This window comes from Pseudomonas palmensis (assembly GCF_017848315.1).
GTDB lineage: Bacteria > Pseudomonadota > Gammaproteobacteria > Pseudomonadales > Pseudomonadaceae > Aquipseudomonas > Aquipseudomonas palmensis.
Map to the genome: position 1 here is coordinate 1 of NZ_JAFKEC010000125.1, position 1,175 is coordinate 1,175.

Annotated in this window: 1 protein-coding gene; it reads right to left on the reverse strand. The window is 72.6% G+C overall.

The window, feature by feature from the left end; genetic code table 11:
• Positions 1 to 1,165: fused MFS/spermidine synthase (locus JZZ72_RS27645; RefSeq protein ID WP_210015493.1), on the reverse strand; the 1,165-nt coding region annotated here is incomplete at its 3' end.
• Between the last annotated feature and the right edge of the window lie 10 nt (positions 1,166 to 1,175).

Sequence of the window (1,175 nt, forward strand, 5' to 3'; positions counted from 1 at the left end):
CCAGTACGAACCCGCACAGCATCACCCCGGCAATCCCGCCCAGGGTGTTGAGCGCCACCACCGCGCCCACGTCGCGCCCCGCATGGCCCGGCGTGCAGGCCAGGCGCAGCGCCACCGGGAACGCCGCCCCCAGCAGCGTGGTGGGCAGCAGCACGACGCTCACCGCCACCACCGCAAAGCGGGCACTCATGCCCGCCAGTGCGCTGCCGCCCAGGCCCAGTACCAGCGCTTCGGCCTGGGTCTGCGCACTGATCAGCCAGCGCCCCAGCCCGGCGATTTCCAGCAGCGCCAGCAGCCCCGCCGCACCGATCAGCATGGCAAAGGTGGCCCACGGGTCGCGCAGCCGCTCCACGCGCCGGGCAATCAGTGCGCTGCCCAGCATCAGCCCGGCCAGGTAGGTGGCCAGCATCACCGCAAAGGCGAAGGTGCGGGTGCTCATGAACTGCACCAGGGCCTGCGACCAGATCACCTCATAGCCCAGCGCAATGCCCCCGGCCACCGCGTACAGGGCCAGGGCCAGGCGCGCCGCCGGGCTGCGCGGGGCGCTGGCGGTTACCACGGTGTCGGCTTCGACGTCCGGTGTCAGGCGCAGCAGCCACAGTGCGCCGGCCCCGGCCAGCAGGTTGAGCACGGCGGCGGCACAGGCACTGCCGCGTACCCCCAGCAGCGGGATCAGCACAAAGGCTGCGAGCAGGGTGCCGACAATCGCCCCGGCCGTGTTGGCCGCGTACAGCTGCCCGCCGGCGCGTCCGGCCGTTGCCCCTTGCGCGGTCACGGCACGCACCAGCACCGGCAGGGTGCCGCCCATCAGCAGCGCCGGCAGGGCAACCAGGCTGAACGGCAGCGCCCAGGCCAGCAGCCCGATGCTGCCCTGCAGGCGGGCGAACAACCCGGCGCTGCTGCCCAGGGCCAGGGTGGCCGCGATGCCGACCACGGCCACGGCCAGTTCGAGCAGCGCATACAGGCGCAGCGGCTGGCGCAGCCGATCGGCGTGACGCCCCAGCCACCAGCCGCCCAGCGCCAGCCCGGCGAAGAATGCGCTGATGCCGGTGGTGATCGCATGCACTTCCACCCCCACCACCAGTGACAGCTGCTTGATCCACAGCACCTGATAGATCAGCGCCGCGCTGCCGGAGACCAGCAGCAGGGTCGCTGCCAGGGGCAGTGTGCGGGGT